At 34.7% G+C, this 22,704-nt stretch carries 22 protein-coding genes and 1 tRNA gene; 15 read left to right on the forward strand and 8 right to left on the reverse strand.

Annotated elements, in window-relative coordinates; translation table 11 throughout:
• Positions 1-850 precede the first annotated feature (850 nt).
• Positions 851-4,012 (forward strand): SusC/RagA family TonB-linked outer membrane protein, encoded by a 3,162-nt coding sequence (locus tag R2Q16_RS08790; RefSeq protein ID WP_316736503.1) that lies wholly within the window; start codon positions 851-853, stop codon positions 4,010-4,012.
• Between the two features lie 8 nt (positions 4,013-4,020).
• Complete coding sequence (locus R2Q16_RS08795; protein ID WP_316736504.1) at positions 4,021-5,601, forward strand: SusD/RagB family nutrient-binding outer membrane lipoprotein; 1,581 nt, start codon at positions 4,021-4,023, stop codon at positions 5,599-5,601.
• A gap of 85 nt (positions 5,602-5,686) precedes the next feature.
• On the opposite strand, the gene R2Q16_RS08800 is transcribed toward R2Q16_RS08795, so the two are convergent.
• Positions 5,687-6,577 carry an AraC family transcriptional regulator gene (locus R2Q16_RS08800; protein WP_316736505.1) on the reverse strand — a complete coding sequence of 297 codons (891 nt, stop codon included), beginning with the start codon at positions 6,575-6,577 and terminating at the stop codon, positions 5,687-5,689.
• A gap of 252 nt (positions 6,578-6,829) precedes the next feature.
• Here R2Q16_RS08800 and R2Q16_RS08805 point away from each other — a divergent pair, with 252 nt between their 5' ends.
• Positions 6,830-7,546 carry a DUF1080 domain-containing protein gene (locus R2Q16_RS08805; protein ID WP_316736507.1) on the forward strand — a complete coding sequence of 239 codons (717 nt, stop codon included), beginning with the start codon at positions 6,830-6,832 and terminating at the stop codon, positions 7,544-7,546.
• Positions 7,547-7,585: 39 nt separating this feature from the next.
• Here the strand turns inward: R2Q16_RS08805 and R2Q16_RS08810 are convergent.
• Positions 7,586-7,657: transfer RNA gene (locus R2Q16_RS08810), tRNA-Arg, on the reverse strand.
• Positions 7,658-7,804: 147 nt separating this feature from the next.
• Entirely contained in the window at positions 7,805-8,071 is a 267-nt protein-coding gene (locus R2Q16_RS08815) for a hypothetical protein (protein ID WP_316736508.1), read from the reverse strand.
• A gap of 191 nt (positions 8,072-8,262) precedes the next feature.
• On the opposite strand from R2Q16_RS08815, the gene R2Q16_RS08820 reads away from it, so the two are divergent.
• The 3 genes from R2Q16_RS08820 (at position 8,263) to R2Q16_RS08830 (ending at position 10,789) form a co-directional block, all read left to right on the forward strand.
• Positions 8,263-8,643 carry a two-component system response regulator gene (locus R2Q16_RS08820; protein ID WP_316736509.1) on the forward strand — a complete coding sequence of 127 codons (381 nt, stop codon included), beginning with the start codon at positions 8,263-8,265 and terminating at the stop codon, positions 8,641-8,643.
• Between the two features lie 148 nt (positions 8,644-8,791).
• Positions 8,792-10,165 carry a magnesium transporter gene (gene mgtE, locus R2Q16_RS08825; RefSeq protein WP_316736510.1) on the forward strand — a complete coding sequence of 458 codons (1,374 nt, stop codon included), beginning with the start codon at positions 8,792-8,794 and terminating at the stop codon, positions 10,163-10,165.
• Between the two features lie 9 nt (positions 10,166-10,174).
• Positions 10,175-10,789 carry an HAD hydrolase-like protein gene (locus R2Q16_RS08830; RefSeq protein WP_316736511.1) on the forward strand — a complete coding sequence of 205 codons (615 nt, stop codon included), beginning with the start codon at positions 10,175-10,177 and terminating at the stop codon, positions 10,787-10,789.
• Between the two features lie 12 nt (positions 10,790-10,801).
• Here the strand turns inward: R2Q16_RS08830 and R2Q16_RS08835 are convergent, their stop codons facing one another.
• Together R2Q16_RS08835 and ychF are read right to left on the reverse strand one after the other, a co-directional pair.
• On the reverse strand, positions 10,802-11,344 hold the full coding sequence (locus R2Q16_RS08835; RefSeq protein WP_316736513.1) for a YcxB family protein: 543 nt from the start codon (positions 11,342-11,344) through the stop codon (positions 10,802-10,804).
• Between the two features lie 92 nt (positions 11,345-11,436).
• Positions 11,437-12,537 carry a redox-regulated ATPase YchF gene (ychF, locus tag R2Q16_RS08840; protein ID WP_316736514.1) on the reverse strand — a complete coding sequence of 367 codons (1,101 nt, stop codon included), beginning with the start codon at positions 12,535-12,537 and terminating at the stop codon, positions 11,437-11,439.
• Between the two features lie 208 nt (positions 12,538-12,745).
• Here ychF and R2Q16_RS08845 point away from each other — a divergent pair, with 208 nt between their 5' ends.
• Entirely contained in the window at positions 12,746-13,213 is a 468-nt protein-coding gene (locus R2Q16_RS08845) for a DUF5362 family protein (protein ID WP_316736515.1), read from the forward strand.
• Positions 13,214-13,274: 61 nt separating this feature from the next.
• On the opposite strand, the gene R2Q16_RS08850 is transcribed toward R2Q16_RS08845, so the two are convergent.
• Both R2Q16_RS08850 and R2Q16_RS08855 read right to left on the reverse strand, forming a co-directional pair.
• Complete coding sequence (locus R2Q16_RS08850; protein ID WP_290243437.1) at positions 13,275-13,598, reverse strand: DUF3276 family protein; 324 nt, start codon at positions 13,596-13,598, stop codon at positions 13,275-13,277.
• Positions 13,599-13,676: 78 nt separating this feature from the next.
• A complete protein-coding gene (locus tag R2Q16_RS08855; protein WP_316736516.1) occupies positions 13,677-15,467 on the reverse strand; it encodes an ABC transporter ATP-binding protein in 1,791 nt (596 codons plus the stop codon).
• A 515-nt stretch (positions 15,468-15,982) separates the two neighbouring features.
• Here R2Q16_RS08855 and R2Q16_RS08860 point away from each other — a divergent pair.
• From R2Q16_RS08860 to R2Q16_RS08895, 8 genes are all read left to right on the forward strand, one after another.
• Complete coding sequence (locus R2Q16_RS08860; protein WP_316736517.1) at positions 15,983-17,071, forward strand: Glu/Leu/Phe/Val family dehydrogenase; 1,089 nt, start codon at positions 15,983-15,985, stop codon at positions 17,069-17,071.
• Between the two features lie 44 nt (positions 17,072-17,115).
• A complete protein-coding gene (nusB, locus tag R2Q16_RS08865) occupies positions 17,116-18,066 on the forward strand; it encodes a transcription antitermination factor NusB (RefSeq protein WP_316736518.1) in 951 nt (316 codons plus the stop codon).
• A gap of 1 nt (position 18,067) precedes the next feature.
• Entirely contained in the window at positions 18,068-18,508 is a 441-nt protein-coding gene (locus R2Q16_RS08870) for a DUF1573 domain-containing protein (protein ID WP_316736519.1), read from the forward strand.
• 118 nt (positions 18,509-18,626) lie between these two features.
• A complete protein-coding gene (gene yajC / locus R2Q16_RS08875; protein WP_316736520.1) occupies positions 18,627-18,947 on the forward strand; it encodes a preprotein translocase subunit YajC in 321 nt (106 codons plus the stop codon).
• Positions 18,948-19,048: 101 nt separating this feature from the next.
• Positions 19,049-19,996 carry a YbbR-like domain-containing protein gene (locus tag R2Q16_RS08880; RefSeq protein ID WP_316736521.1) on the forward strand — a complete coding sequence of 316 codons (948 nt, stop codon included), beginning with the start codon at positions 19,049-19,051 and terminating at the stop codon, positions 19,994-19,996.
• Positions 19,996-20,601, forward strand: a complete 606-nt coding sequence (gene coaE, locus R2Q16_RS08885; RefSeq protein ID WP_316736522.1) for a dephospho-CoA kinase — start codon at positions 19,996-19,998, stop codon at positions 20,599-20,601. Before R2Q16_RS08880 ends, coaE begins: the two co-directional genes overlap by 1 nt.
• A gap of 162 nt (positions 20,602-20,763) precedes the next feature.
• Complete coding sequence (locus R2Q16_RS08890) at positions 20,764-21,708, forward strand: exonuclease (protein WP_316736523.1); 945 nt, start codon at positions 20,764-20,766, stop codon at positions 21,706-21,708.
• 101 nt (positions 21,709-21,809) lie between these two features.
• Positions 21,810-21,953 carry a DUF5522 domain-containing protein gene (locus R2Q16_RS08895; protein WP_158526271.1) on the forward strand — a complete coding sequence of 48 codons (144 nt, stop codon included), beginning with the start codon at positions 21,810-21,812 and terminating at the stop codon, positions 21,951-21,953.
• Positions 21,954-21,982: 29 nt separating this feature from the next.
• Here R2Q16_RS08895 and R2Q16_RS08900 read toward each other — a convergent pair whose 3' ends face one another.
• On the reverse strand, positions 21,983-22,702 hold the full coding sequence (locus R2Q16_RS08900) for a ZIP family metal transporter (RefSeq protein ID WP_316736525.1): 720 nt from the start codon (positions 22,700-22,702) through the stop codon (positions 21,983-21,985).
• Positions 22,703-22,704 lie beyond the last annotated feature (2 nt).

Raw genomic sequence — 22,704 nt, forward strand, 5'->3', positions numbered from 1 at the left:
GAAAGTAGAATTACAGTTTAGTACTATTATAGTACTCTATCTATACTTGATCCCTACTTCATCTATGCTTCATCAATTAACTATCCTAACTGATGATTGGAATTAAAATCTAACTGGAATATTTTGCTCGAGTTAGGAGGTTTGTTATGTTGGTTCAGGGATTTTTAAGATGAAGGGGAATTCAAAAAGCCGCAAATCTGGAAGGTATTGTTCTGTATTAAAGCATATTTCAAGTATATAATATTCCTAAATGCTATAAGTTAGGTTTGATATAGTCGGATTTGTACAAAAAATGAACGTTTATATACAAATGCCGTTAATTATTTTGAGATATGTTTGATTCACCAATTATAATATGTAATTCAGGCTGAAAAATTAGCAGGTTGAAAGGGAAGTTAATGTTTGTAACAGGGATGTTGTGATATTTATAAAAAATTCAAATATCATAATGTGCTCGAAACTTCTTGACCACCTTCAATTTCTGTTTAGCCGTTACAGTTAATGGACCAAATATTTTAATTTGATAATAAAAGGCATGTGCAATTTCGGTTATTATTCTACTCCATCAAATTACCTATCTATGGATTTTTATGGACTTATTGGCTGTATCCTTAAAAAATCTAATTCAGTATAAATGCTGGTGAACCCAAATATCTATTTTCCCTTAACAGAATGTCTAGTTCCAAAAAATCACAATTATTGAAATCAATTTATTTACAATAAAAAATATATGGAAAACCCGCGTTCGGTAACTTCTGGCTGTAGGTAAAACGTTTTACTAATATTAAATTTTAATCGCTAACATAATTGAATATCGAATACAACATTACAACAACTAAACTTAATTAATATGAAACTGAGGAAAATCCATCCCAACTTTACAGACAGTGAAAAAAGATTCCCTGTCGCGACTAAAGGCTTTCTCCGATTTGCAATACTCGGTGCTGCGCTATTGAGCCTGCAGAGTACCGCAAAGGCAACTGGCGTTGAAAGCATTAATCTTTCTTTATCACCCTTCAAAATTGAAAATAATCCTTATACCGCAAGTAGGAAAGTTTTCAAGCCTATTACAGGTGTTGTTACCGATGAAAGCGGGGCGCCACTTCCAGGTGCAACCGTTGTTGTAAAAGGTACAAACGTTAAAACGGTTACCGATGCCGATGGTAAGTTTTCATTAAATGTTCCTGATAATGCAAGTGTACTTGTAATTTCATACATCGGGATGGTACCTCAAGAAGTAAATATTAGTAATTTAACTAATGTTACAATAAAGCTTAAAGATAATGGTAGCGCAAATCTATCGGAAGTTGTAGTAACTGCATTAGGTGTTAAACGTGAGAAAAAAGCTTTAACCTTTGCTGCCCAACAACTAAGTGCAGTAGAGTTAACAAAAGCTGGTGCGCCAAACTTTATGGAGGCTTTGAGTGGTAAAGCTGCCGGTATCGATATTGGGATTAGTAACTCTGGTGTAGGTGGTTCAACGAAAACTGTGTTAAGGGGTTCTAAATCTATTGCAGGTAGCAGTGAAGCATTATTCGTGATTGACGGTGTGCCTGTAGTTAACAATAAAGGCGGACAACCAGGCTCGTACGGTGGAACTGATGGTGGTGATGGATTATCTGCATTAAATCAGGATGATTTTGAATCAGTAACCGTTTTAAGAGGTGCGAATGGTGCTATTTTATATGGTAGCCAAGGTGCCAATGGTGTTATCTTAATTAACACCAAAAAAGGTCAGGCTGGTAAAATTAACATCGCCTTAAACTCAACTACAAACTTTAGCACGGTAGCTACATTGCCAGAATTTCAATACAATTATGGTGCAGTAGCCGGGAACGACAGAAGCTGGTCGAAAGTTAGAGGTAACTATCAAAGCGGTTACATCGAAGATTTCTTCCAAACTGGGGTAAATACAATTAATACCATATCTGTTTCAGGAGGTAATGAAAAAACAACAAATTATTTTTCATATGGAAATAATTATGCTAGCGGTGTTGTACCAACCAGTTCTTATAATAAACATAATGTTACTTTAAGTCAGGAAACAAAGTTATTTGATGATAAGCTTATTTTAAGCGGAAATGTTAGGTTTTCACACGAAACTTCTAAAAATCGTCCGGGCGCAGGTTACTATAATAACCCAATTACAGGCTTATATTTGTTTGCTCGCGAGCGTGATTTTGAAAATTATAAAACGAATTATCAAATTTTTGATGCGACCAGAAATTTATTCAGACAAAACTGGTTTTCTACAGAAGAAAAACAAAACAACCCATACTGGGAATTGTACAACGACCCAAAACTTACAACAAGCAACAGGGTAATTGCTACAGCCAAAGCATCGTATTCATTTTTACCTCACTTTAGATTTGACGTAAGGGGAAATATTGATTATAACGACCGCGTATTAGATTACCGTTACGCTGCCGGAGGTAACTCAGTAAGTGTAAGTACAAACGGAACCTGGAATTACACAAAATATAACGATAAAGCGTTATATGGTGATGCGATTTTAAATTATGATAATACTTTTGGGAAATTCAGTTTAAACAGTGTTTTAGGAGCAACTATTCAGGATTATACCTTTAACGACGGATTAACATTTAACAACGGTACTGTACCGCTTCAATATCCAAACTTTTTCAGTTTTGCAAATCTTCCATATAATGTTAGTGTAAACCAAACTTTTAGCCGCGTACAAAAACAAGGTTTGTTTGCAAATGCTTCATTAGGCTTTAAAGAAATGCTTTATTTAGATTTAGCTGGTCGTAATGATTATGCATCTACATTAGCAACCACAGGAAACGATTCTTATTTCTATTACTCAGCAGGTTTATCGGCTATTATCAGTCAAATGGTTAAAATGCCAGAAGCCATTAGCTTTTTAAAATTAAGGGCATCAACATCAAGAGTTGGTAACGAAGTACCTTACAATATTGTTAGTCCAGGTAATACAATTGGTGGTGCTGGTGGTCCGGATGGTATTGGTGGTATTAACAGAAATACACAAACGCCATTTGCAACCTTAGTACCAGAAAAGATAATCAGTAATGAGATTGGTTTGGAATCACGCTTTTTTAATGACAGATTAAATCTAGATTTCACTTACTACAAAAATTCAAGCACAAATCAATTCTTATCTCTTACAGCACCATCGGGTTCTGGCTATACTTTCTATTATGTTAATGCTGGTAAAGTTGCCAACCAAGGTTTTGAGTTAACGCTTGGTGGCGACCCAATAAAAAATGATAACTTTAAATGGAACACTACTTTAAACTTATCACAAAACAGAAATAAAATTGTAGAACTTATTGCAGAGAATCCTGAATACCAAGTGGGTAGTAATGATGAAGGATTTAACTCGATTATTAAATCTGGCGGTTCATTCAATGATTTATACATCTACAAACTTGCCCGTAATTCGGCTGGTCAAATCATTTTAGATGCTGATGGTAAGCCAACAAGAACTGCTAATCAAGAATATGTAGGTAATTTGAACCCGAATTTTATTACTGGTTGGAACAACACTTTTACTTATAAAGATTTTAGCTTAAGTGCTTTAGTAACTGCTAAATTTGGTGGTGTGGCTTTCTCTAAAACAGAAGCTTTTTTAGATGCTTATGGCGTTAGTAAAAGAACAGGTGAGATTCGTGATGCTGGAGCAACTATGCCAATTAATGCTATTCAAGGTACTACTGCGGTTACATCAATCGACCCAGAAGTTTACTACAGCGTAATTGGTGATAGAAATGGAATTATGGAGCCTTACGTTTTCTCTAGAACTAATGTTCGTTTGGCTCAGGTTTCATTGGCTTACAACATTCCAATCAAGGGTTCAACATTTAAATCGGCATCGGTTTCATTAGTTGGCCGTAACTTGTTCTTCTTCTACAAAAAAGCACCGTTCGATCCGGAGCAAGCAATGAGTACCAGCAACAGCAATCAGGCAAATGATGTTTTTGCAGTACCTGCAACCCGTTCTTACGGTTTTAACTTAAAGTTGAACTTTTAATATTTTAAATGATGAAAAAAATATATTTAGTGGTGCTTGCCATGGTTTTGTTTAACTCCTGCACCAAAAATTTCGAAGAAATAAATACCAATCCTAATCAGATAACTGATCAATTATTAGAGCAAGATTTCAACTTGGTTGGTTCTTCTTTCTCGGTAATGTTGTTTAACCTTATGGGGCATCAAATTGAGGAAGATTTGTGTTATGATAACTGGATGGGCTATATGGGCGCACCTACACCATATGTTGGTGGTATTAATAATACCACATATTACTTACGTTGGATTGATGCGTATTGGAACCGTGTTTACGGAAGCGTAATGTCGCCATCGAAACAGGTAATCGAGTTGGCTCAACAAAAAAACCTACCACTTTTTGGCGATTGGGCAAAATTTGTTAGAATCCTTGCCATTTCTAAATTAACGGCTATACACGGTCCGGTAATCTATTCAAACTACGGAACTGCAGGTTTAGGTACAATTAAATACGATAAAGAATCTGATTTGTACACCAGCATGTTTACGCAATTAGATCAAATTGAAGCCAACTTTAAAGCAAGTCCAAACTATACCGGTTTTACAAAATTCGATCCTAGTTATAAAGGGAACATGGCTGCATGGTTAAAACTTATCAACTCTGTTCGTTTACGTTTAGCGATGCGTTTGGTTAAAGTAAGCCCAACAATTGCTAAAGCACAAGGTGAAAAAGCTTTGGCAGACCCAGCTGGCTTAATATCTGCCAATTCTGAAAACTTCTTAATTCCTTTAAATGGAAACGTAATGCCAGTTTCGATGATTAGTTTTGATTGGGGCGATACACGTATGGGTGCAACCATGGAGTCGTTTATGGTTGGTTTAAAAGATGGTCGTATGGCGAAATATTTCAGTGAAGTGACTGATGCATCTTTAGTTACTGACCACCCAACTTACAAATATAAAGGTATCCGTAGCGGTGCATTTATCAATTCTAAAGATGATAGAATTTCTTATTCAACTGTAAGTACCGATTTTAAATCAGTGCAAAACAGAAGAGGTTTTACAGCTGCTGAGATTGCATTCTTAAAAGCTGAGGCAGCATTACGTGGTTGGGCTAACGCAGGCGACGCTAAAACTAACTACGAGAATGGTGTACGTTTATCGTTCTCAGATTGGGGCGCTGCTGGTGTAGATGCTTATTTAGCAGATGCAACAAGCAAGCCTATTAATTACATCGACCCTAAAGATGCGAGAAATAATTTTACTGCGCTTTCTACCATTACAGTTGCCTGGAATGCAGGTGATTCAAATGAATTAAAGTTGGAGAAAATTATCACTCAAAAGTATTTAGCAACTTTCACCAACACATTGGAAGCTTGGGTAGATTTTAGAAGAACAGGTTATCCTAAAATTCCGCATGTTGCTAAAAACGATAGCAGTCCGGATTGGGGTATCATTACTTCAGACCAATGGATTAAGCGATTAGTGTTTGTTCCAGCTGAAAGAACGGGTAATGCGCCGGCAGTAGCAGAAGCTTCAACCTTTTTAACTTCTGGTAAAGATGATATCGCGTCAAGATTATGGTGGGATACCACTACAACAAGTAATTTCTAAACGATTTAGCATAACAAAAATGGCCACTATTTAGTGGCCATTTTTATTTAAAGTAGATTTTATTAATCAGTGTCTTTTTACATCATCAATCTTTAGAAAAACCCGAAATGTATATTTGCTTCTTGTAAACTCCGGGCGAAAGCCCGGTTATCTTTTTAAAGGTTTTTGAAAAGTGCGATACGCTATCAAATTTAAGCAAGAGCGAAATCTGAGTGTAGTTTAAAGCAGTTGTAGCCATTAAGTATTGTGCTCTTTCAATACGTTTCTGGTTGATAAAACTAAGTGGGCGTATTCCGGTTTGCTTTCTAAATTGACGAGAAAAATAATCAACATTTAAACCAATTCGCTCGGCCAACTGTGCAACTGAAAGATTAGTATCCAAATGCTTAAGGATGTGGATTACCGTATCGCCCATTTCCCTGGAGTATTGCGTTGGTTGATTACTACGAAGATGAGATTCCATCAAAAACCTGGAGCTTAATTGCTCAAGAATCCCCTGGGTTTCATGAAAAATTGCCGGGCTTTGTCGAACATTCATTTGCTGACAATCATTATAAAACACCTCGTTTTCGTACTTTCTGGGGTCGTACGATTTATTTATACCCCGGTTAGGGTTAATATCCAAAAGCCTCCGAAAAAGTAAGAAATCTAAATTAGTTGCCGGTACTTTTAATATTGATTTTATATTCTGCAAGATTGAATTTCCACTTTCAGAATCGTCAAAAAACTGAACGTAATATTGGGTTAATGAGAGCTCGCAAGACATGTTGCACATCGTATAGCTAGGTATGATATACAAGTAGCCTTCTTCTAATTTAATGCTGCCGGAAGCATCATAAAGCTTTCCTTCTCCAGAACTTATATAATAGATTCTAATATATGGGCTGATGATATCTTGATAACTCCATTTAGAGTTTAAGGCCACAACATCTATATTAAGCAACATATAACGTTGCTGTACCAAGCGGTTACGCATTCAAAAATTTTATTTAATAGGGATTTATTAGCAAAAAGCTAATCATTAAGTAAATGTAATTATTTATGATATTTTTTAATATCTAATTAAGGATTTTATCGCCATCTACCTCTTTTATTAGAAGAGATTATTTTGGAACAAAAGCACACCTACAAATATTTATTTTGCAATAGCTAGAATATTTGCATAATATAGTAAATCATCTCTGCATCAGATAGATTAATCGAGATTTATAAAATAATGTAACGGCAAATGGTAAAAAACTTTATTCTCAGCGTAGCTATAATGGCTTCCATTTCAACTGCTGCCTCGGCCCAAAAGGTTACAAACAATCTTTTAAGCGAAAACGAAAAAAATGAAGGATTTAAACTCCTTTTTGATGGTAAGAGCACGAAAGGTTGGCACCTTTATAATCAGGGAAAAATATCATCAGCCTGGCTGGCTATAAATGGTGAGCTTAGGTGTGTGCCAGGAACAGCCGCGGCACATGGAGATTTAGTTACTGATGAAAAGTTTCAAAATTATGAACTTCGCTTTGACTGGAAAATTTCTAAAGAAGGAAATAGCGGCGTGTTCATTAATGTGTTAGAGCGAAAAGATATACCAACTGCCTGGGCTTCGGGCCCTGAATATCAGTTATTGGATAGTAAGCATTATGATTATGCTAAAGAACTGAAACGTTCTGGGTGTTTATATGGTTTTTCTAAACAACTTAATGCCCCGCCAATAGTAGCTGCGGGTGGATGGAACCATTCAATAATCCGTCAGCAAAATGGAAAAGTACAGTTCTTCTTAAATGGTGTACTAACTGCAGAACAGGATTTTACCACAGAGCAATGGAAAAAAGCTATTGCAGCAACCAGTTTCAGTAATTTTCCTGAATTTGGAAAGCAAACCAGCGGGCAAATTTCATTACAGGATTGGAACAAAGGCGTTGCGTTCAAAAATATTAAAATCAAAAACCTTTAATGACTAAAAAGGAGACAACATTTTGTTATCTCCTTTTTGTGCTCCCGACGAGATTCGAACTCATATCGATGGTACCGGAAACCATAATTCTATCCATTGAACTACGGGAGCAATTGGCTGCAAATATAGAAAATCAAATGTTAGTTTCTTTTAATTATGAGGCTAAAATGGAGATAATTTAGCTTGGCCGAATCATTAGTTCTTGTATTTGCGTCTAAGAAACATCTTAAACCTGTAAGATTAGAATGGAATCGATACTTAAGCAGTAACCGATTGGTAGAATTCGCTCCAACATTCGTAACCAACGTATTGAGCAAGGCTATCCAAAACAAAAAAAGAAAAAAGTAAATCTGAACCTCCAAATTCAAAATATCGCTTTACTGTGTTTTGAGAAATATAATTTTTAGTTTTTAGAAAGATATTTTCTGATATAAGTCTGTAAGGCTCGGTTTTTAAATCAACTAAGCCAATTTCTTGTAGAATTAACGCTTTAAGTTTTTCATGCAAATCATCATTTTTACTCATAGCAGCAAACATTTTAGAGGCATTTGGTTAATAATTCACTTAAGATAAACTAATTACAATTAAAATGGTTTTAATACAAAGAAAATAATAATTCAAATACTGTAAAAAATTTGATAATTGTCAACAAAATATTTGCTATTATTATTGATTGAAATTGAAACATTCTAACTTGGTATTATTCTTTTCATAAAATGAAATCTGCTGTTGTGCCTGGCAAAATATTAATTGTAGACGATGATCTAAATTTTTTAAACCTTTTAAAAGAGGATTTGGAAGAAAAGGGTTTTATAGTCAGTGCCTTACCTCAAGCTAATTTAATATCAGAATATGTAGAAAATTTTAATCCCAACCTTATATTACTTGATATTAAACTCGAAAACATTGATGGACGTTTAATATGTAACGATTTGAAATCTAGCTTGGTAACTGGTCATATCCCGATTATTATGATAACCGGACTCAGTTATAATGAGATTAGCGAAATAGACTGCGATGCAGATGCAATCATTGGTAAACCTTTTAGTATTGACAATTTAGTACGCACAATTGAAGACCTTTTGCAGAATGGCTAAATCGCTTGTTTTCTCTGCCCAAAAATCATAAAAACAATATTAAAATAACGGCTTCTTAATAGCAAAATTGGCTTTTTCGAAAATAAAACCGCACCTTTGCGAACCGTTAATAGAGGTTTTTATCATGTAATAAAATAATATTTTGCTTATGGAAGAATTGGTTGTAGAGGAGATTCAGGAACTACTTGAAAAAGAAAACGATAAAGCGTTAAAGCGATATCTTGATGAACTGAATATCTCGGATGTTGAAGAATTGATTGACGAACTTCCGCAACATGCAGCCAAATTCATTGAGACAATTTCCTTAAACAGAGCAGTTAACGTTTTCAGAATTCTTGATTTTCGTACTCAGGAAAGAATCATTAAAAAACTCTCGGGCAACAAATTAAATCAAATTATAAAAGATTTGCCGCCTGATGATCGTACGGCACTTTTTAGTGAGCTTAAAGGCGATGTAGTAAAAAAGATGATTACGCTTCTTCCTCCAGAAGAACGTAAAGAATCACTTGCACTTTTAGGTTATAATGAATATAGTATTGGTCGTTTAATGACGCCTGATTATATTGCCGTTAAACCAGAATGGTCCATTACCAGGGTTTTGGCGCACATTAGGCGTTATGGCAAAAACTCCGAAACCATCGATGTGGTTTATGTGATTGATAAGGAAGGTGTTTTATTAGATGATATCAGAATTAGAGAAGTTTTATTGGCCGACCCCGAAGCTATTATTGGCGAACTGACTGATAAACGTTTCATTGCCTTAAAAGCTAACGATCCGCAAGAAGATGCCATTAGCATTTTCAGGATGAATAACCGTGTGGCTTTACCTGTTGTTGATGAAAATAATATCCTGTTAGGAATTGTTACGGTTGATGATATTTTATGGATTGCCAATGAAGAGTATACCGAAGATATTCACAAAATTGGGGGTTCGCAGGCCTTAGACGAACCTTATTTAGACGTTCCAGTATTTGAACTTTATAAAAAACGTGTGGTTTGGCTTATCGTTTTATTTTTTGGCGAACTACTTACTATCGCCGCAATGTCTAATTTCGAAAGCCAGATAGCCAAGGTTGTAATATTAGCCACGTTTATTCCACTAATTATTTCAAGTGGAGGTAACAGTGGTTCGCAGGCGGCAACCTTAATCATACAGGCAATGGCTTTAGGAGAAGTTACCGTTAGAGATTGGTGGAACGTAATGCGAAGAGAGATTTTTTCGGGAATGTTACTCGGCACAACATTATGTTTATTGAGTTTTGCCGTTATCGCCAGCTGGAATCTTTTTATGCCCGGTTTTACCGACCACTACATAAGAATTGGTTTAGTTGTTGGTTGTTCGCTAATTGGAGTGGTTCTATGGGGAACGTTAATGGGCTCGATGTTACCACTTTTGCTTAAAAAGGTGGGCGCCGATCCGGCCGTTTCTTCAACACCTTTTGTTGCAACATTGGTTGATGTTACCGGACTAATTATTTACTTCTCTTTTGCAATATTATTTTTAAGTGGAATTTTACTTTAAACGTAGTTGATGATGAACAAAATTACAACACTATTTACTGATATAGGCGGCGTTTTATTAACCAACGGTTGGGATAGGCATGCAAGGGGAGAAGCTGCAGTACTTTTTAATCTCGATTCGGTTGATTTGGAGGAACGCCATCATTTAACTTTCGATACCTACGAAGTTGGTAAACTTACGCTTGACGAATATCTGGAAAGGATTGTTTTTTTTGAAGAACGCTCTTTTACCTATGATGATTTCAAGGAGTTTATGTTTAAGAAATCATTGCCATATCCTGAAATGATTCAGTTAATCTGCGATTTAAAAAAGAAGTACAACCTTAAAGTTGCGGTTATTAGCAATGAAGGCAGAGAATTAAATCAATATAGAATCAATACTTTTAAGCTGAACGAATTTGTCGATTTCTTCGTTTCATCAAGCTTTGTACATTTCCGTAAACCCGATGCTGATATTTTTAAGGTGGCTATAGATATTTCTCAAAGCGATGTAGAAACCAGTCTGTATATTGATGATAGAATGCTTTTTGTGCAAGTTGCAGAAGGATTAGGTTTGAAGGGAATTCATCATACTGATTACGAAGTTACCAAGGCGCAGTTAGCTGCTTACGGACTGGAAAATTAGTTGAGTTCTAACTTAAGACCATTTCCAATTCAATTCGCTAACAAATTCGATATCTAATTTTTTAGCGAAGATTGTTAAAAAAGTTCTGACGCTTTCAGAATCAATTCTGTCTTTTGGAACAATTAAATATTGATTAGACTTAGTCCGTATATAAAAGTATTCGCTAATCTCTGTAATTTGATTCACTTCTGTAGTATTGATTTTAGTGTAGCCTGTCTTGTCAGAGGTTTCAATAAAATTGTTGCTGAATTCAACCAGATTTGATTCATTAAATGAGTTTTGCATGCTACTCTTGACATAGTTTTTAAAATATCTTTTATAAAACCAAGCTTGATATTTTGAGTATAATAAAAAAGATAATATTCCTAAAAAAAGTATAAAATAAGCCGAAAAATTATTCTCGCGGATAAGTGTTAAGGAACCAATAATTAATAAACCAAGGGTTACTAACAAATAGCTATTTCTGCGATTTTTCTTCGCTATTTTACTTTTTGAAGAAATAAATAGTTGTGAATTTAAGAAGTCTTCTTCTCTTAAAATATATTTTAAAATCATCTTAAATATATGAGTTGCGCAATTTAAAGAAAAAAGCCACTCTTGCGAATGGCTTTTTATATTTTTTAAAGTTCTTTTAATAGATAGAGAGGTTACACATTAAACCTGAAGTGCATGATGTCTCCATCTTCAACAACGTAAGTTTTACCCTCAACGCCAAGTTTACCAGCATCTTTACAAGCGTTTTCTGAGCCTAAGGTTACGAAATCATTGTATTTAATTACCTCGGCACGGATAAAGCCCTTTTCAAAATCGGTGTGAATTACACCAGCTGCTTGCGGTGCTGTAAAACCTTTTGTTATTGTCCAGGCTCTAACCTCTTGTACACCAGCCGTAAAGTAAGTGTAAAGGTTTAATAATTTATAAGCTGCACGAATTAATTTATTAACACCAGATTCATCCAAACCTAAGTCAGCTAAAAATTCCTGACGTTCTTCGTAGCTTTCTAATTCAGCAATTTCTGATTCAATTTTTGCAGAAATCACTAAAACTTCCGCTTTTTCATCAGCAACATTAGCTTTAACTAAATCAACATATTTGTTTCCGGTTACAACCGATGCTTCATCAACATTGCAAACGTACATTACCGGTTTTTGGGTAAGTAATCCTAAATCTTCAATAAAATCGAAATCTTCTTGAGCCAAAGGTGCAGTACGAATAGATTTTCCACTTTCTAAATGAGCTTTAACAACAGTTAAAATTTCATAAGTACGTTTTGCATCTTTATCGCCGCCAGTTTTAGCCATTTTTTCAACTTTTTGAATACGTTTATCAACTGTATCCAAATCTTTAAGTTGTAATTCTGTATCAATAATTTCTCTGTCGCGAATTGGGTCTACAGAGCCATCAACGTGAATAACATTTCCATCATCAAAACAACGTAAAACGTGGATAATAGCGTTTGTAGCACGAATATTTCCTAAAAACTGGTTGCCTAAACCTTCGCCTTTTGATGCGCCTTTAACCAAACCTGCAATATCTACAATTTCAATTGTGTTTGGCTGAACCTTGTTAGGTTTTACCAATTCAGCAAGCTTTGTTAATCTTTCATCTGGTACTGTTATTACACCAACGTTTGGCTCGATAGTACAAAAAGGAAAGTTTGCCGCTTGTGCCTTTGCATTTGATAAACAGTTAAAAAGAGTCGATTTACCCACATTTGGTAAGCCAACTATACCACATTGTAATGCCATTTAAATATATCTTGATTTTACGATTTACGATTTACGATTTACGATTTACGATTTACGATTTCACCTTTCACCTTTCACCTTTCACCTTTCACCTTTCACCTTTCACCTTTCACCTTTTCAGGCGGCAAAGATAAGCTTTTAAAACCTTTAATTAAAGGCAGTAATTTGTGGCTAAATAAATTTTATCTAAGTTTAACGAAAATTAAAAATGATGACAGAACAATTTGAACAAGATAAGCCTGAGGAAGTGAAATTAGTTGTAACAGAAGATATGCGTAGTTACATTTATGATATTACGAAATGGGCCAGATTTATATCAATTGTTGGTTTTGTGATTTCTATTTTTGTGATAATGGCTGCATTCAGCATTCCGGCATTAATGAATAGTAATCCTGGAGTAGCTGCTCAAATGAGCCAATTAGGTTCAAATGGGGCAACAGTTATTACAGTTGTTTATTTTGTGCTTGGCTTATTGTTATTTTATCCGAGTATTTTACTCAACAAAATTGCGAAAAAAGCAAAACAAGGTGTATTATATGGCGACCAGGAAAGTCTTAACGAATCTTTTGCAAGTTTAAAATCACTTTTTAAATTCTGGGGAATAGTTACAATTATAATTATTGCTTTCCTTTTCTTTTCGAGAATATTGGTTGGCGCTGCAATGGCAGCAGTTTAAAATAATTCAATTCATATAAAAAAAAGCCTCGAATTATTCGGGGCTTTCTTATTTATGGTAATTAAAACGAAAAATCGTCGGTTGTTTTTGCGCTATGCTCACCGTTTTCTGAGTATTCATAACGTTTTTCTACAACATCTTGATGAGTTTTGATATAATCTACAGTTTCATTTAAACCTTCTGCAAATTTTTCGAAATCTTCTTTATATAAAAAGATTTTATGTTTTACAAATACGCCGTCTTCTAGTCTTTTCTTGCTTTCCGTTACTGTTAAGTAATAATCACCTGAACGAGTGGCCTTCACATCGAAAAAATAAGTTCTCTTACCTGCTCTTACTTTCTTTGAAAAAACTTCTTCTCTCTCTTTATTGTCGAATTCTCCCATGGTTGGTATTGATGTTGGTTTTTGGTTTCGGTAAATATAAAGCAAATATTTAAAGTTCAAAATAGAATTTAACACAATTTAAGCAGTACGGCTTTCTTCTTCCAATAGCTGGTTGTTGTAAAGCGCTGTATAACTGCCATTCAGGCTAATCAGTTCATTGTGTGTGCCTTGTTCAATTATCTTTCCATCATCTAAAACCAAAATTTTATCGGCGTTTTTAATTGTTGAAATTCTGTGTGCAATTAAAATACTCGTTTTATTGTGCATTATTTTACCAAGGTTTTGAAGTATTTCTTCTTCAGTTTTGGTATCAACCGCCGAAAGGCAATCATCGAATATTAAAATGCGAGGCGCCATAATTAAAGCCCTGGCAATCGAAACTCTTTGTTTTTGTCCACCTGATAAAGTTATGCCACGTTCGCCGAGCATGGTTTCAAACTTCTCTTCAAAATCGATAATGTTATTATAAACGGATGCATTTTTAGCCGCATCATACACTTCATCATCTGTAACGGTATCTAAACCAAAAGCAATGTTGTTTTTTATTGTATCCGAAAAGAGGAAAACCTCTTGTGGTACAAAACCAATTTGACTTCTGTAATCTTTAAGGTTTAAAGCTTTCAAATTTTGTCCATCAATATTTATTGCTCCCTGCTCAACATCATACATTCGCATAATTAAATTTGCCAACGTAGATTTACCTGAACCAGTTTTACCGATTATAGCAACAAATTCTCCACTTTTAATCTCAAAACTTACGTCTTTTAAAGCCACTATTCCGGTATCCGGATAAGTAAAACTTACGTTTTCGAAGGATATATTTCCGCTGATTTCTTTGTTTTTACTATTAGTTGATTGAATATCCGATGGAATATCTAAAAATTCATTTATCCTTTTTTGCGATGCTGCAGCCCTTTGTATCAACGATGTAACCCAGCCCAACATCGTTACAGGGAAAGTTAATTGGTTAATGTAAATGATAAATTCTGCAATATTACCAGCCGTAATGCTGCCATTCATAACTTGTACACCGCCAACGTAAATGGTTAAAATTGTACTTAGGCCGATAAGCAATAACATGGTTGGGTAAAAAAGTGCCGAAACTTTAACCAAACCCATCGAATCTTTCTTGTAATCGTTACTTTGTATTTCGAACATATCACGCGTATAATCTTCGCGTACGTAAGATTTTATAATTCTTATGCCAGATAATCTTTCTTGCACAAAGGTTGATAAATTGGAAAGTCTTTCCTGTATTTTACCACTCTTTTTAAAAATTAAGGTGTTTACATAGTATATAATTACAACCAAAAATGGGAGTGGTAGCAAACAATAAATGGCCAATTTAGAATTTACATCAAACATCGACCAAATGATAAGTACCGATAAAACAAATGTATTTATCGTGTACATAATCGCCGGACCAACGTACATCCTCACGCGGTTTACATCTTCGGTGGCACGGTTCATTAAATCGCCAGTATTATTACGTCTGTAAAAACCTAAACTTAGTTTTTGATAATGCTGGTAAATGTCATTCTTCATGTCAAATTCTATATGTCGCGACATCAGAATAATGGTTTGCCTCATGAAGAATAAAAATAAACCTCTTAAAATGTAAAGCGCAATTACCAGAAAACCAAAATATAAAAGGCTATTACTAAAAATATCGTAAACAATCTGTTGGCGATTGAAACCTTCAAAAAGGCTGTATATCTGAATGTTTTCGGTAATTAAATCGAATGCATAGCCGATAACCTGTGCTGGCACAACGCCGAAAATATTAGAAATTACCACGAAAATACTTCCCGGAATAATCCACCATTTATATTTTAAGAAGTATTTGTTTAAGCGGCTCAGGTGTTTCATACCATACAAACTTAGGTAAAATTGGCGTTTCGCACTACATATTTGTGGTTATGTATTTAAGCTTTAAAAACTAATGACATTTTTAATAAATTTTTGAAAAGCAGGTTTCGGTTTTACATCGGTTAAGGTTGGTCCCGCCATTCGCTTTACTTGCCTCATAAAAATTCGGCTACGTGTTCGCTGCTGTCGGGTTTAATTTACTTAAAACAGAAGCATGAAACTCAATTTTTTTAAAACCACCCAAATCCTCCTTGAAAATAGGGAGGGAAGCTAGCCTGTGCAAATTCAATTTTATGCAGAAATAAACGTTGGGTATAGCAGCAAATGGCAGGATTGAAGTTACCGAAGTACCATTGCAATTGATTTTCAAAAAAAATATATTCATTACCCAAGTTATTAGTTGTTAGGCAGTGCTTTTAAACTATAACAGAATAAATTTTGTTATAGTTTAGTTAAATACGTGTAATAATGGTTTTTTATTTTAATTTTGCATCAGGTTAAGCCTAACGTTCATTATGCCAGTAAATTCCTCGTCAGATTCATCCATTTTAGAGCAATTAAGTGCTTACGGGCACAAAAAATTGGTTTTTTGTAATGATCCCGATACTGGTCTTAAGGCAATTATAGCCATTCACGATACAACTTTAGGTCCGGCTTTGGGTGGCACACGTATGTGGAGCTATACAACGGAAGCCGAAGCATTGGAAGATGCACTTCGTTTATCGAGAGGAATGACGTACAAATCGGCCATCACGGGTTTAAATTTGGGTGGTGGAAAAGGCGTAATCATCGGCGATTCAAGAAAAGACAAATCAGAAACTTTAATGCGTAGCTATGGCAGGTTTATAAAAAACCTGAATGGGGAATTTATTACCGCTGAAGAAATGGGTACCAACACGCGGGATATGGAATATATCCGCATGGAAACCAATTATGTAACTGGTGTGCCTGAATCTTTAGGTGGTGCGGGTAATCCGGCTCCATTTACCGCACAAGGCGTATATTTAGGTATTAAAGCAAGTGTTAAAGAAGTTTTTGGAACAGATATGCTTGCTGGTAGAACTGTTGTTGTACAAGGAATTGGTAACGTTGGCGAACATTTGGTTGCTTTATTGAGGAAAGAAAATGCTGAAGTTTTAATCAGCGATATTAACCAGGAACAACTTACCTACGTAGCCAGAAAATATAAAGCAAGACCAATTGAAGCCGATAAAATTTTCGGTATTGATGCGGATGTTTATGCTCCATGTGCGATGGGGGCAACAGTAAATAATAAAACCATTGAGCGCATGAAATTTGCAATTATTGCAGGTTCGGCAAATAATCAGTTAAAGGACGAGGTTTTAGATAGCGAGTTGCTTTTGAAAAAAGGAATTCTTTTTGCTCCTGATTATTTAATTAATGCCGGTGGTTTAATCGCTTGTTACTCTGAATTAACTGGTTTTGGTAAAAAACGTACCGTACAGTTAACCGAAAATATTTACGAAGCAACCAGAAACGTTATTAAACTTAGTAAGGCTGAACAAATACCAACAAACATTGCCGCAAATCAAATCGCTGAGAAAAGAATTGCAGATATTAAAAAAATCAAATCAACATATTAATTATTTATTAACAGGTTTAACAAACCACACTCGTTCTTACATTCATGTTAAATAGAAGGCATTTAAGAATTAAAGCTTTGCAAAACATTTTTGCTTGGCACATGGCAGACAAAAAAGACATTAAAGGTGATTTAAAACTTTTAATGCAAAGTATCGACAGCGTGTATGAAATGTACATCTGGATGCTATCTTTAATGGTAGAGGTTACAGAGTTTACAGCAAACGATGCTGCCGAACGTGCCAACAAATACATCAAAACTGCGGAGGATATAAATCCGAACCTGAAGTTGCTCCACAACAAATTCAGCGTTTTAATGCAGCAAAACCCAGAATACATCTCGGCAGTTAAAAAATACAAGGTTGATTGGGGCTTCGATCCTGAAATCCGAAAAACGGTATATAATTCTCTAAAAGCATCAAAGGAATATGCAGAATACCTTGCCGATTCGGACGAAAGTTTAGAATCATCAAAGGATATAATAAAATATATTTTCAGAAAGATTATCTTAAAAAACCAGGCAATTATTCAGGTTTTTGAAGAGAAGTTTATCAATTGGCAAGTAGACCACGAAGTGATGAAAGGTATGGTTGCTAAAACGCTTAAAAACTTCACTTTTGACGATCCTTTCAAAAATAAGTTAACTGAAATTAGTGCTGATTGGATTGAAGACAGCAAATTTGTGCAAGACTTATTTGTACATACTTTGCAAAACGATGCAAAATATCAGGATATGATTGCCGATAGAACTAAAAACTGGGAATCGGAACGTATTGCATTGATGGATACAATTTTAATGAAAATGGCGATTTGCGAATTGCTCAACTTTCCATCAATTCCTGTAAAAGTTACCATTAATGAATACCTGGAGTTATCAAAAGATTACAGTACACCGAAGAGTAATTCGTTTATTAACGGTATTTTAGACAAAATTTTAGGCGACCTTAAAAAGAACAATACAATTAAAAAAATTGGTCGCGGATTAATTGAAGAATAATATGAAAAAAGTATTTATCCTCGCAATAGCTGCTTTATCTTTTGGCGCTTGTCGTAATGCAAATAATACGGCAGAAGTTGCTGCAAGCGATAGTTCAGCAACTTCGAGCATTGCACCTGCAGATGCACCTGTAATTACTTTCGAACGTGAAATTTACGACTTTGAGAAAATTCAGGAAGGAGAATCAGCATCTCACGAATTTAAATTTAAAAACACAGGCAAAAGTCCTTTAATTATTTCAAATGCGACAGCAACCTGTGGTTGTACTGTTCCTGAAACACCAAAAGAGCCAATTTTACCAGGTAAAGAAGGTGTAATTAAAGTTGTATTTAATAGTACAGGAAAAGTGGGTATGCAGGATAAAGTAGTTACTGTAACTTCAAATGCAAACCCGAACGTTAGTATGGTACATTTAGTGGGAGAGGTACTGGCGAAGAAATAATTGGCAATTGAATGTTCAGCTCACAATTATTAATAACCAATTTCCAATTAATAAAATAGTAATTAACAGAATATATAAGTTAATCAGTTAAAATTTAACAACACAAATAAAACAAGAAATGATTTCGACAATAATTTTACAAGCAGCAGCAGGCGGCGGAGGTATGTTGGGTACGATTGTACCAATGGTATTAATTATGGTAGTATTCTACTTTTTTATGATTCGTCCGCAGGTTAAAAAAGCAAAAGACCATAAAAAACTAGTTGCAGAATTAGGTAAAGGTGATAAAGTAATTACAACTGCTGGTATTCACGGTAAAATTATCGATATGAATGAAACTACTTTTGTAATTGAATCTGAATTTGGAGCTAAACTTCGTTTCGATAAATCTGCAGTTTCTTTAGATGCAACTAAAGCTGCTACAACACCAAAAGCTTAGATTTAAACGATAAATTTTTATAGCAGTCCCGAAAACTTTCGGGACTGTTTTTGTTTTATTACATTTGAATATATCGCATTTTCAGCCATATGTAAATATTTATGCCATTTATTAAGTTAACTCAAATAGAAAAAAGACGTGTAATAAGCTTAATTGCTTGTTTGCTTTTGGCTATCGCAGCCTGGCTTTTTATGGCATTAAATAATAAGTATGAGTATACGGCAAAAACCGTTCTGATTTACAAAAACTTTCCTCAAAAGAGAGCTTTTCATCCTTCACAATCTGATACGGTAGATTTAAAAGTTGAAGGTACTGGTTGGCAATTACTTTTTGCCCGTTTGAGAATAAACCCACAATCAATATCTGTAAGTTTAAATCAATTAAACAGAAGAGATTACGTTGTGCTTTCCGACCAGCTTTATGGTATAAATAAACAACTGGAAAGTTCTCAGAAGATAATTTCTGTTAAACCTGATACGCTCTATTTTGATTTTACTAAAAGGTCGACCAAAAAAGTTAATATCAAATTAGTTCAAAATATAGATTTTGTGAACCAGTACGGTATCTCTAACGACATAAAATTGACACCTGAACAAGTAACTGTAACTGGTCCGATTGAAGAGCTACAAAAGATTGAGGCTTGGAATACGGATACCCTTAAATTGGTAAAAGTTCAAAATAATGCTACTGTAAGGGTTGCATTGCAGCATAGCACATTAAAAAACGTAAATATTTTTCCCTCAATTGTAGAGGTAAAACTTCCGGTTGATGAGTTTACAGAGAAAACCGTAGAGGTTCCTATAAAAATTACTAATAACTGGAATTACAACAGTATTAAGCTTTACCCAAAAAAAGTTAAGGTTACATTTTTGGTTGCTTTGGGTAATTACGAACAGGTGGATGAAAATTTCATTACCGCAACTGTTGATGCAGACGAATGGCAAAAGCTAAATCACCATCAACTTACGGTTAATGTCTCACAGTTTCCTAACTATTGTAAATTGGTTAAAATTGTTCCTGCGAAAATTGATTTTGTTGTAGAAAAGTAATGTATAAAGTAGGTATAACAGGCGGAATAGGAAGTGGCAAAACTACAGTTTGTAAAGTTTTTGAAGTGCTCGGCATTCCGGTTTTTTACGCAGATACAGTGGCAAAGGAAATTATGATTACTGACGTTTTACTTATTGAAGGTGTAAAAAATGCATTCGGTAAAGAAAGTTATTCTGAAGATGGAAAGTTAAATAATAAGCATATTGCTAGTATTGTTTTTAATAATGAAGTAGAATTATCAAAATTAAATGCCCTTGTTCATCCGGCGGTTTTTAGAGTTTTTGATGCTTGGGAATCGCAAATTGTTGCAGATGTTCCGTACACTTTAAAGGAGGCAGCTTTGTTATTTGAAAGTGGTTCTTACAAAATGGCGGATACCACAATTTTAGTTACAGCGCCATTTGAAACAAAGCTCAAAAGGGTTATGCAACGCGATAATGTAACCGCCGAGCAAGTTAAGGCCAGAATGGACAAGCAGCTCAGCGATGATGAAAAATCTAAATTGGCTAATCATTTTATCATTAATGATGAAAAGCTATCGATTATTGAACAAGTTTTAGCTTTGCATCAACAGTTTTTAAATATCGCTGCGAGCCATAATTAATTCTCAAAATAAATATTCTTAATCCTTTTATATCGTAATTACCTTTTGATACTCTAAAAAAGCGAGTAATCAAATATGAATTTCAATAATAATCTGTTAATCTGTGGCTTATTTTCTTTTACCAAATTTCTATCATACCCTTAAATCCTGCAAATCCTATTCATGATTTTAGAAGATTTTATAACCATAACACCAAGCGGTTTGTATTGCGTTTATGGTGATTTTTATTTAGACCCGCAACAACCTGTACAAAATGCAGTTGTTTCTCATGCCCATGGCGACCATGCAATTGGTGGCAGTCAGAATGTTTATTGTACAGCGGCAACTAAAACTTTTATGGAACATCGGTATCGGAAATTTGCTGCGGTAGATTTTCATACCAAAACATATCATCAAACTTTTAAAATTAAAGAGGTATCCATTAAATTTTATTCTGCCGGACATATCTTAGGTTCTGCACAGGTTTTAATGGAGTATGAAGGAATTAAATATCTTTATACTGGCGATTACAAAATTGAACCAGATGTAACCTGTGAACCCTTCGAATTTGTTGAAGCACATGTTTTGATAACAGAAAGCACTTTTGCAAATCCGGATACTAAACATCCATCTCCAATAGAAGAAATAAAAAAGTTGAATGAAACAACAGCGAATATTATGTTGGGCGCTTATGCGTTAGGTAAAAGTCAACGGATTATTCAATTGTTAAATGAGCATTGTCCAACAAGAAATGTAATGGTTCATCACAGTATTATGCCGTTTGTAAAGATTTACGAAGATTATGGTATGAAGCTCGGTAACTCTAAGATGTACGATAGAAAGGTGATGAAAAATAACCAGGAACATCAGGTTTATATTGTTCCGCCAATGGTTTTTCATAGCTATCATAAAGCTATAAATGTTGTTCGGGCATTTGCATCCGGATGGAATAATCTACAACAGAAAAATGGAATTTCATTGTATATTTCAGATCATGCCGATTGGAATGCTATTTTAGAAACCATCGAAAAAGTAAAACCAAAACAAGTTTGGACTTTGCATGGTGATGGTAAACAACTAAAGGAATATTTTAGAGATAAACTAGAGATTAAAATAATGAATGAATGATTGAGTGATAAAGTGATTAAATAATGCTAAAACAAACAAATTTATTAATCCAATAATTTTAAATTCCATCATTCAAAATTCAGTCATTCAATAATTAAAATATGAAAGAGGGAGAAGATTTTTATTTTAATGAAGATGGTTTTATGGTTTTTACCGAAGCTTACCATTTAAAGCGTGGCTATTGCTGTAAAAATAAATGTAAGCACTGTCCGTGGGGATATGGGAAAAAGAAGGAGAAAAAGTGATTTTGACTAAATAGTTTTAGCTAATTCCTTTAATGCCCACCAGCGAAAAAACCAATTAGAGATACTCCAATTCCCAGTAAAACGGCTATCATTTTACGGGTATTTATTTTATGATCGGCACTTGATTCAAATAAAATTGTTGTTGAGATGTGTAGGAAAATACCAATTACAATACCCATTATTTTATTGAAATAGGCATCTATACCGCCAAATGTACCATTACTTAAACCTACACTAACGTAGAAGCCCAAGGGCGCCATAGCTGCAAAAATCAGCAAATAAAGCATAATACTGCCTTTTTTGAAATGGTTTTGCAACAATATGCTAGCCAGGGCAAATGCGGCTGGAATGTGATGCAACGAAATCCCGAATATCAATTCGTTGTGTTGGTCCTTTGCAAGCGGCATTCCTTCCAAAAATGCATGTAGACACAAACTTATCATTATTCCAAAGGGAAAAACGTGTCCATCGTGGTGTTTGTGGATGTGTCCGTGTTCAACACCTTCAGAAAACTGTTCGAGAAAAATCTGAAGTAAAAAGCCGATTAATATAAAAATACCAATTTGCCATTTATCCGGTCCGCTGTAAGCATCTGGAATTAAATGTAAAACCGTAATCCCAAAAAGGTAAGCGCCACTAAAAGATAAAATCAGTTTTAGTAATTTAGATTTATCACTTTTAACCAGGAAGATAGACGAGCCTCCAAATAAAGCACAGAAAAAAAGTACGGCGAATTTCCAGATTTCCATAG

This window comes from Pedobacter aquatilis, from assembly GCF_032678425.1.
Classification (GTDB): Bacteria; Bacteroidota; Bacteroidia; order Sphingobacteriales; family Sphingobacteriaceae; genus Pedobacter; species Pedobacter aquatilis_B.